This is a genomic window from Flavobacterium sp. LMO8, assembly GCF_009495755.1.
GTDB lineage: Bacteria > Bacteroidota > Bacteroidia > Flavobacteriales > Flavobacteriaceae > Flavobacterium.
In genome coordinates, this window is sequence record NZ_WIBJ01000012.1 from 1 (window position 1) to 8,478 (window position 8,478).

At 29.3% G+C, this 8,478-nt stretch carries 10 protein-coding genes; all 10 read right to left on the reverse strand.

The annotated features are described in order from the left end of the window. Nucleotides 1-45 precede the first annotated feature (45 nt). The 10 genes from GFJ94_RS01850 to GFJ94_RS01895 all read right to left on the reverse strand — a co-directional run bounded on the left by GFJ94_RS01850 (nucleotide 46) and on the right by GFJ94_RS01895 (nucleotide 8,426). Nucleotides 46-576 (reverse strand): hypothetical protein, encoded by a 531-nt coding sequence (locus tag GFJ94_RS01850; RefSeq protein WP_153199830.1) that lies wholly within the window; start codon nucleotides 574-576, stop codon nucleotides 46-48. 167 nt (nucleotides 577-743) lie between these two features. Further along, a complete protein-coding gene (locus tag GFJ94_RS01855; protein ID WP_153199832.1) occupies nucleotides 744-1,172 on the reverse strand; it encodes a hypothetical protein in 429 nt (142 codons plus the stop codon). A 165-nt stretch (nucleotides 1,173-1,337) separates the two neighbouring features. Continuing rightward, nucleotides 1,338-1,952 carry a hypothetical protein gene (locus tag GFJ94_RS01860; protein WP_026726527.1) on the reverse strand — a complete coding sequence of 205 codons (615 nt, stop codon included), beginning with the start codon at nucleotides 1,950-1,952 and terminating at the stop codon, nucleotides 1,338-1,340. Between the two features lie 159 nt (nucleotides 1,953-2,111). Further along, nucleotides 2,112-2,600, reverse strand: coding sequence for a hypothetical protein (locus GFJ94_RS01865; RefSeq protein WP_153199834.1), 489 nt, complete (start codon nucleotides 2,598-2,600; stop codon nucleotides 2,112-2,114). A 190-nt stretch (nucleotides 2,601-2,790) separates the two neighbouring features. Beyond that, entirely contained in the window at nucleotides 2,791-3,447 is a 657-nt protein-coding gene (locus GFJ94_RS01870) for a hypothetical protein (RefSeq protein ID WP_153199835.1), read from the reverse strand. Nucleotides 3,448-3,611: 164 nt separating this feature from the next. Continuing rightward, nucleotides 3,612-4,325 carry a DUF6794 domain-containing protein gene (locus GFJ94_RS01875; protein ID WP_153199837.1) on the reverse strand — a complete coding sequence of 238 codons (714 nt, stop codon included), beginning with the start codon at nucleotides 4,323-4,325 and terminating at the stop codon, nucleotides 3,612-3,614. Nucleotides 4,326-4,466: 141 nt separating this feature from the next. After that, the gene (locus GFJ94_RS01880) at nucleotides 4,467-5,162 is read right to left on the reverse strand and encodes a nuclease-related domain-containing protein (RefSeq protein ID WP_153199839.1); all 696 of its coding nucleotides are present in this window, start codon (nucleotides 5,160-5,162) and stop codon (nucleotides 4,467-4,469) included. 186 nt (nucleotides 5,163-5,348) lie between these two features. Continuing rightward, nucleotides 5,349-5,984, reverse strand: coding sequence for an SLATT domain-containing protein (locus GFJ94_RS01885; RefSeq protein WP_162523774.1), 636 nt, complete (start codon nucleotides 5,982-5,984; stop codon nucleotides 5,349-5,351). Nucleotides 5,985-6,181: 197 nt separating this feature from the next. Then, on the reverse strand, nucleotides 6,182-7,426 hold the full coding sequence (locus tag GFJ94_RS01890; protein WP_153199843.1) for a WG repeat-containing protein: 1,245 nt from the start codon (nucleotides 7,424-7,426) through the stop codon (nucleotides 6,182-6,184). A 148-nt stretch (nucleotides 7,427-7,574) separates the two neighbouring features. After that, on the reverse strand, nucleotides 7,575-8,426 hold the full coding sequence (locus GFJ94_RS01895) for a sulfurtransferase (protein ID WP_153199845.1): 852 nt from the start codon (nucleotides 8,424-8,426) through the stop codon (nucleotides 7,575-7,577). Between the last annotated feature and the right edge of the window lie 52 nt (nucleotides 8,427-8,478).

Genomic DNA, 8,478 nt, shown 5'->3' on the forward strand with positions numbered 1-8,478 from the left:
GAATTTTCGGAGAAAATTCCGAACACAAACCAAGCCTAGCAATTGCTACAAACGGCTGTTAGCAGTAGTGTTTATTAATTTCTGCAACTTATAATAATTTATTTTATCTCTATTTATGGTAATTGGTTGTCTTTCGGGTCTGCTATTTACTAATATATTATTGTCTTTGTATTTAATAATGGTAATTTTTTCTCCCCAAGAAAAGCATGATGTTTTTGTAATCAAAATTAGATTGTCATTTTTACTTTCAACTATTGACCAGCCACTTTTTCTAATAATATCTTCAAATTCTTCAAAACTTAAGTTTTTTAATTCAAACAATTTAAATTTTTTCTCTGCTTGGATTCTATTAACTATAAAGATTAAAAATAATAAGCCAAATAACAAAATAGTAATAGCAGTAATTAAAAATTCACCATTTAAATGTCCAAATTTCGCTCCTCCTTTGAACATTGAAAATGATATCAGAATAATGAATGAAGGGAAAAGTAACACAAAATAGTGATTGTAGATTTCGCTTAATTTGAAACGCCATTTTAGATTATTTTTAATGTATATAATATCTTCCTGATTCATTCTATTATCGTTCTTTACATTACTGCTAACGTGTTGCCGCTTGTGGCAGTTGCGTAAATTTAAGACAAAAGTTTACAAGTACAAAACTCCTCGTGGAATTTTCGGAGAAAATTCCGAACACAAGCCAAGCCTAGCAATTGCAACAAACGGCTGTTAGCGGTAGTACATTATATTTTCTTTAGTTCTTCTCTTGTAAGTGCTGGATCCATATTTTTTGTAATTAACCAACCAGCCCAATCCGTTCCCATTTTATTGTAAAGTTTTAGGTAGAATTTCCCAGTTACTGTAACGAATTTTAGATGACAATTCTTTTTTTCTTCTGTGCTAATTGAAGCTAAAATTGAAACACCATTTTTTCGATTAAAATATTCATAATCGTCTTTTTGAAGATAAAGAGCATGACCCTCAAATTCTAAACTCAAAAACCCTTTAACTTGTATGACTTTTCCGTCATATTTTTCAGGATTAGCAATTAATTGAATTAATGATATCTTTTCAGCGTTTTTTTCTGAGAATTCAAAAAGACTTTCTCCAGGATTTTGCGCAATACAATTATTTAATCCAAGTAAAAATATTGTTATGAGAAAATATTTCATGATAGTTTGTTTTGTATTACCGCTAACGTTTTGCGGCTTGCTCTCAGTGGCGTTGAGCCAACACCAAGCCACCACAAATATAACAAAACATTTCATTCAGCAGCGGATTTTCCGTAGGAAAATCCGGAAGTAGCCATTGAAGCAAACCGCTGTTGTAGCTAGTTTTTATTGAATAAAAGGTTCTGAACTTGAAATGTATTTCATATCGTCTAGATAAATTATTGCAATTATTATAGAAATAATCCAAGAGATTGCGATAAGCTTTACAATACTTAATTCAGTATTATTTAATTTTGGGGGATTCTTAAAAAAAAATGGTACTAAACATAAAATAAAACCTGAAAAGAAAATTATTCTCATAAAGTTTTTATTTTTGGTTTTATGAAAACCAGCCAAATTGTAGTCAAGTAATTCTTCATTATTTACTTTTAGTTTGTAAATGTTTTCACCAAATTTACTAATTGTTATAGTAGTGTCTTTATGGATTAATTTTAAGAATTTTTCTTTTGAAATGTATTTATAGTCTATTCCTGAGATTTCATACTTACCTTCATTACTATATAATTCAATCCAATAACTTGTTGATTTTCCTTTTGAACTTTTAAAAGCTGGTTCCTCAGTGAGTTTAATATTAATGTTCTCAAGTTCGTTTAGATTTGGGTGATTAACTGAAAAAAATGTAAAAATTGAAAGGAATAGGAATATAAATGTAAAAATTTTAAATCTATCTTTTTTTTCATTCCATGTCAATTCATTCCAAGGTTTGTCATTTTTACTCATAGGTATTCAAAAATTAGCTACAACGTTAGGCCGCTTGTGGCAGTTGCGTAAATTTATAACAAAACTTTACAAGTGCAAAACTACTCATAGAATTTTCGGAGAAAATTCCGAACACAAACCAAGCCTAGCAATTGCTACAAACGGCTGTTGTATGCAGTATTAATTTTTCAGAAACCTTAATCTTTCTCCAGAATCTGGATCTCCAAAGAAATACCAAATTTGGAATTCCTTATCTTTTTGATAGACATTAATTCCTGATTGAAGAGTTTTATCTTCGTAAGTAAATTCTAAATGCTTTTGGGCTAAAGTATTGTATTGCACAATTTTCCAATTGCCTTTCGTTTGAGAATTATCAATAATTCCACTTTTTTTGGTAAAATTTGTGTTTGTTTTCGGTAGAAATAAAGAACTTGAATTATTTAGAACAAATGTTTGATCACTATTAAAGGTTATGTAGATGCTATCTATTTTATCCTTTTTTGATAAGTATTCATATGAGAATTTGTCAAGCTTCCAAGTACCTATAATATCATTATTATCAAAATCGACATTTTTTGTTTTTATATCAGTGTCAATTGGACCAAGGAAATAACAAGAAGTTAAATTAATTGAAACCATTAAAGTTATAATTAAAACTATTTTTCTCATAAAGTTCAAAGATTTGATTTATTCATAGCGTTGAGGAAATATTGCCTACAACGTGTTGCAGCTAAAAGAAGTGGCGACGAGCCAAAACCAAGCCAAAACAAATATAAAGCAAACTTTTGAATTTTCGGAGAAAATTCGGAAGTATGCCCTTGCCTTAGCCATTTATTTTAACTGCTGTTAGCAACTGTTATTATAATTTCAGTTTATATTTTAAGATTCCAAATCCATTCCATTTTGGACAATTTTCTGAATATTCGTATTTGTGATTTCCATATTCAATTATATTTTGTGAATATGCTGTACACATTACATTTAACTCATTTGTGTTAAGATTAATTAACTCAATTTCGTATTCTTTAAAATAGTCAAATTCACGTTTTCGTAACTTCTTAATTTTGTCATTATAAATTAAAATGAAACTATTTTTTTTACGCTCAATTATAATTTTTTCTCCACCTTCATTGAAACATCCTGCATAATTGTGAGTAATAATTAATTTTTCTCCTTCTTTTATTGATTCAATTCCTAAATTGTAGTAATCCATAGAATTACTTTCCAATTTATCGATACAAAGATTTACTTGAAAAAATATATTGTCAAAAAGTAAAAATGCTTTAGTCTTCTTCCAACCAAAATAAGTTTTATATTCAATCTGATATTTTCCATCAGGAAGTTTTAATACACTTTCTTTATTTTCAGTAACTAATGTGTCATTTTTAATTAAACGATATTCATTCCACAAAACACTTGTATATTCTGAATTATTGCATAACTCAAAATCAATTATTAAAGTGTTTTGAGAATATCCAAATTCAAAAAATAAAAGAAAAATGATTATTGTTCGCATTTTTTTTATAATAGTTGCTAACGTTCTGCGGCTTGCTCTCAGTGGCGTTGAACCAACACCTAGCCATTACAAATATAACAAAACATTCCATTCAGCAGCGGATTTTCCGTAGGAAAATCCGGAAGTAGCCATTGAAGCAAACCGCTGTTGTGCGACGTATTTTCTTATTTATGTTCCCATTCCCAATATTTAGTCCAACCAGTTTGGTTGTTTTTAATTAATAATGTCGAGAATTTTTCGCCATAAACACCTGTTTCTATTCCAATTCCATTACAAGAAGATATTAATTTAATAAAAAGGTTTAAATCTCTTTTTCTCTTTTTTAAGATTACTGCTATAGGCTTACAGTCACGATATTTTTCTATTTCTTCGGGAGTTATTCCAATCGCTGTAGTGTAATATGCACATGTAATCGTGTCGTTGATTTTAAAATTTTCGAATACTTTTTTTATACTATCTGCATAAATTTTTCTACCTTTTTTACCATCATGCCATTTTTTTTTGTAAGCCTTAAATATTTTGTCAAGGTCTAATTTTTTATTGTTAAGTTTTCTGTGAAATGCTTTTAAGATAATCCAAGACATATCATCAAGATGGAAAACTTTTTTCTTATGAAAGAAATCATTTAGCTTATGGTTTCCACGTCTTAACCAACTGTTTCTTATCATCATTCCATAACTGAAATGTAATGACGAAACTGCGTCCTCTTCGTTTTGGTTTTTGAAATTTTCTTTCTCTGTTTCAGTCCACTTATATTCCATATATTCAATCGCTTGATTTATACTTTCTGGAGGGTATTTAGCTGTATAAGTTTTTGGTTTTTCTTGTGAAAAAAGAATTCCATTTATAAGTAAAAATATGATTGTTAGTTTTTTCATAATATGACGCACAACGTTCTGGCGCTTGGCGAGGTTGGGGACTTTAAAGCAGATTATTTTCGGCTGAACGAAGATATGAATAAAAACGGTAATTCCACTAAAACCCCAATCTCGCCAAACGGCTGTTAGTAGCTGGTTTTATTAATAGTATCTGTTTCTCGCTTTTAGTTTTTCTATGTTCTCTATATGTTTTTCACGTATTAATGAGTTTTCTCCATTGTTAACGGCTTGTTTAAGCAAATTTGCAATTTCCCATTTGTTTTCATATTTCGCTGGTTGATTGTTCTCCAATATTTCATTAAATATCTTCATAACTTTATTAGATTTAGTCAAAATAGTTTGGCTTGGCAAATCAATTAAATTTTTAAATTCGCAATCGCCAAAGAAAACTATCAATGAAAAAACAGGTATGTTGTCAAAATGATAGAACTTTTTCAAATCTTCTACGTGCTTTTTATTCTGCAATATAGGGTTGTAAAATTTATACTTTCGTTTTCCGTATGCTAATATTTGCGTCCAATTTATTTGATTTTCATTTCCAAAAATCCAACCACTATATTCTTTTACTTCGAAAACCACAATTCCAACTTTCGTTGCTACAACTAAATCTATTTGGCTGTATTTTCCGTTTCCGTTATTCAAATATATGTCGTGGAAAATCGCTGTTGATTTAATTCCTGATTTTAGAATTTTTAAAACCATTATTCGTTCAGACTTTGTTCCTCTGTTTAGATTTGTAACTGTTTTTAGTAATTTTCTATCTTTAAATTCGGAGTAAATAAAAATAGAAACTACTGAAAGCAGAATAAAAACAAGAATTATGAAGTATAAATTCATCTTATCAAGGTTTGGATTCGGTTGCGGTCTCGAAAACTAGCTACTAACGTGTTGCCGCTTGTGGCAGTTGCGTAAATTTAAGGCAAAAGATTGCAAGTACAAAACTCCTCGTGGAATTTTCGGAGAAAATTCCGAACACAAGCCAAGCTTAGCAATTGCAACAAACGGCTGTTAGCGGCTGTGTTATTATTTTATAATTAATAATGTTACTATAATTATTGGTGGTAAAACAATCAAAAGATGATAAAGAAAAGCTGTTCTTATGTAATATATAAATTTTATTTTTAAAACAGCAAAGGTTGTAAGTTGGTGATATTTTGCAGAATTTGATCTAAATCGATCGTTGTCAATTTGTTGATGGTTTTCGTGTCTTTCAAGTACTCTTTGGTAAGAATCAGAAATATGTTTAGCAAATTTTTCTTTATCTCGTAAACTTTGGTTTTCAGTCAAAGTTTTATAAATTCTTAATTCATTGTAAATGTTCGAAAGTTCTAATCCGCAATTATGAAATTCTTTCGCTTTCATTGTAAAATCTTTTGAGTTTTCAATTTGGCCAAAAACAAGAGTTAAAATTGAAAGACAAGTTATTGAGTAAGCAATTAGATTTTCGTTTAGTGTATTAAAACTTAAATTATAAACTGAAAGCAAACCTACAGCAGTTAAATACACAGACAAAACACTTATTGATAAATTAGAAAGTCGAGAAATTTTAGTTAACCTTGTACTTGCGTTAAATCGACTTCCTTTAGTAGACCAAATTTTATAATTTAATTCTTCAAGAAAAGTTTTGTCAAGATAATCTTTAGATGTTTTTCCTTCCATATTTATTCTATTTTGTTGATTTAAGCACAGTCGTGAAAACATTGCCGCTAACGTTTCGCAGCTTGCAGAAGTGGCGGATTAAGGAAGCCTAAACTTTCGATTTTCACTGACTTTGCAAGTACAAAACCAACTTTAAATTAAACCCAAAACCCGCCATTTTTGCAAACTGCTGTTAGCTGTAGGTTTTATTTTTAAATTTAATCTGCATATCTTATAATTCCATCATTTTCAAACCAGAGTTGTTTATACTTCACTGGAATTATTTCCTTTCCATTTTTGTTTATATATCCAACTTTTCCATCTATTTCCACATAAGCGAGTTCATTAATAAAAGGAAAAGCCTTGTCATAAATTACTGGAATTTTGATTTTTCCTTTTTTATTTATGAAGCCATATTTTCCGTTTTCTTCAAATATTGCTAAATCATTAGTAAAGAAAGGATATTTAGTTTCTTTCAAGTTGAATTTGACTTTAACCTTATTCTTTGTATTTATACATCCATAATTTTCTCCTTTTTTTACAAAAGCCAAACCATTTAAAAATGCACTAGCATCATCATATTCAAACGGTATTTTAGTTTCATTTTCTCGGGTTATATAACCCCATTTTCCATCTTTTAGTACAGGTATTAAATTTTCATTTATGTTAAATCCAACTTTATCATAAATTAATGGAATAACTTCTTTTCCATACTTATTTATAAAACCATATTTTTTTTTATTTTGTACAATATATAGTTCACTGTCATTAATGAAGAAAATATTTTCGTATTTAGGTTCAATAATAACTTTTCCATCAATATTTACTAGACCATTTAGTTTATTTTTATCTATTGTTTCTCGGAAAATTATAATAGAATCCTTTTCAAAATAATGACTTTGTATATCAAATTCTAGGTCTTTATTAAAAATTATCTTACCATTTGAATCTAAAATATGACTTTTTTTATTTTCAGTTTGGCATTTAAAGTGATTAAAACCAAAATTACTTACCATCGTATATTTGAATACCGTCAATGAATCACCTTTACGATTAATTAAACCATACCTACCATTTTTTTTGGCTATTCCAGTATTTCCATAATAGAAGAAGACATCAGTATAATTTTCGAAGTAGTTTTCTTTACCGTCTTTACTAACATAACCATATAAAGAATCTTTAATTACATTAGCGTAATCATCATAAAATTCTGAACCCATATTGAATTTAGGTTCAATTATTTTTTCTCCTTTGGTATTTAAATATCCTATTTTTGGATATTCTTTTGGCTGAATTTTGTAGTACAATATTCTTAATAGATTATCTGACAAAGAATTACTTTCTGTTTTTTGGGGAATTCTCCCAAGAAAATTAATTATATCAATATCTGCTTTTATTTTTTCTTGCGAAAAAGTCCAATTTATTGTGATTAAAAAAAATAAGATTATCAGTTTATTTTTCATATGATTTTTATTTTAACTTACAGCTAACGTTTCGGGGCTTTGCGTTCGGGCGGGAAATCGAAGCACAAAAGCTGATATTATTACTAATGTTCAATTGAAAATCTGCCGTTGAATTTTGCACTTCAGCCCGCCTGACGCAAAACCCTTGTTAGGCGTTCGTTTTTTCTATCTGTTTGTTGTTTCTACTCCATTCACTCCACGAACCGACATATAGCTTTGGGGTTTCCATTTCAGCATATGTCAGTGCTAATAAAGTATGACAAGCTGTTACTCCTGAACCACAATGAACTATAATGTTTCCAATGCTAATATCTCCAAATATTGTTTCATATTTATTTTTTAGTTCGTTGGGTTTAAGGAATAATCCGTTCTGGTCTATATTTTCCGTAAATGGAACATTTATTGCACCTGGAATATGTCCTGCAATTAAATCGATTGGTTCGGTTATTCCGTCATATCGTTCTTTGTCCCGAACATCAACTACTAAATAATTAGGATTTTGCGATACGCTTTCTACCTCATCAATTTCGATTGTTGGTAAATTCCATTGGTTAAACTGATATAGTTCTGAATTTCTTTTAATGTTTTCGGTTTTCGAACTCAATGGAAAATGTAATTCTTTAGCCGTCTTTAATCCACCATTTAATACTTGTACTTTTTCGTGTCCAATTGATTTTAGCATCCACCAAAATCTTGCAGAAGCATTTGAACCATTTTTATCGTCATAAATAATAATATGCTTGTCGTTGGAAATGCCAAAATCTGACAAAGTTTTTGCAAAATTTTCTATTTTAGGTAATGGGTGGCGTCCTCCGTCCGAAAAATCAGTTTTAATATCTGCCAATTGAGAATTTAAGTCAATAAAAAAAGCACCTTCTAAATGTTCTGTTTCGTAGTTAGCTTTAGCATTTTTACCGTTGCTAACATCGAAAGTCATCACATCAGGATTTTTGTATATTTTCAGTAATTCGTCCACTTCTATTATTGGTGATATTTTCATTTTTTCTTTAAATTTCTATTTCTGACCGTGGTTGTGCAAAATGACGCCTAAC

Coding starts and splice junctions, on each gene's coding strand:
- GFJ94_RS01850 (WP_153199830.1), bottom strand. CDS start 576: ATGAATCAGGAAGATATTATATACATTAAAAATAATCTAAAATGGCGT.
- GFJ94_RS01855 (WP_153199832.1), bottom strand. CDS start 1,172: ATGAAATATTTTCTCATAACAATATTTTTACTTGGATTAAATAATTGT.
- GFJ94_RS01860 (WP_026726527.1), bottom strand. CDS start 1,952: ATGAGTAAAAATGACAAACCTTGGAATGAATTGACATGGAATGAAAAA.
- GFJ94_RS01865 (WP_153199834.1), bottom strand. CDS start 2,600: ATGAGAAAAATAGTTTTAATTATAACTTTAATGGTTTCAATTAATTTA.
- GFJ94_RS01870 (WP_153199835.1), bottom strand. CDS start 3,447: ATGCGAACAATAATCATTTTTCTTTTATTTTTTGAATTTGGATATTCT.
- GFJ94_RS01875 (WP_153199837.1), bottom strand. CDS start 4,325: ATGAAAAAACTAACAATCATATTTTTACTTATAAATGGAATTCTTTTT.
- GFJ94_RS01880 (WP_153199839.1), bottom strand. CDS start 5,162: ATGAATTTATACTTCATAATTCTTGTTTTTATTCTGCTTTCAGTAGTT.
- GFJ94_RS01885 (WP_162523774.1), bottom strand. CDS start 5,984: ATGGAAGGAAAAACATCTAAAGATTATCTTGACAAAACTTTTCTTGAA.
- GFJ94_RS01890 (WP_153199843.1), bottom strand. CDS start 7,426: ATGAAAAATAAACTGATAATCTTATTTTTTTTAATCACAATAAATTGG.
- GFJ94_RS01895 (WP_153199845.1), bottom strand. CDS start 8,426: ATGAAAATATCACCAATAATAGAAGTGGACGAATTACTGAAAATATAC.